This window comes from Burkholderia sp. GbtcB21 (assembly GCF_019091065.1).
GTDB lineage: Bacteria > Pseudomonadota > Gammaproteobacteria > Burkholderiales > Burkholderiaceae > Burkholderia > Burkholderia pyrrocinia_C.
In genome coordinates, this window is the sequence record NZ_JAGXKA010000260.1 from 1 (window position 1) to 268 (window position 268).

The 268-nt window shown below is 63.4% G+C and carries 1 pseudogene; it reads left to right on the top strand.

The features are described 5' to 3' along the window. A pseudogene (locus KVT39_RS36925) lies at positions 1–268 on the top strand (transposase); the annotation flags it as partial.

The following is a 268-nucleotide window of genomic DNA, read 5'->3' on the forward strand; positions in this document are numbered from 1 at the left end:
CGTATTCCTCTGCTATGCCGGTCATGGCGGATGTGCATTCATCGACCGCTAGCTGTATGTGCCGCGGGCATGGACCGATGACCCGGCTCGCTGCAAAGCAGCCGGCATCCCGCCGGCGTTGGAGTTCGCAATGAAGCCAGGGCTCGCGCGCAGCATGCTTAAGCGTGCGCAGGATGCTGGCCTGCCATGCGGCTGGGTCACAGGTGATGAGGTTTATGGTGGTGACCGTGACCTGCGGTTGTGGCTCGAGTCACGCGGGCAGGCCTTC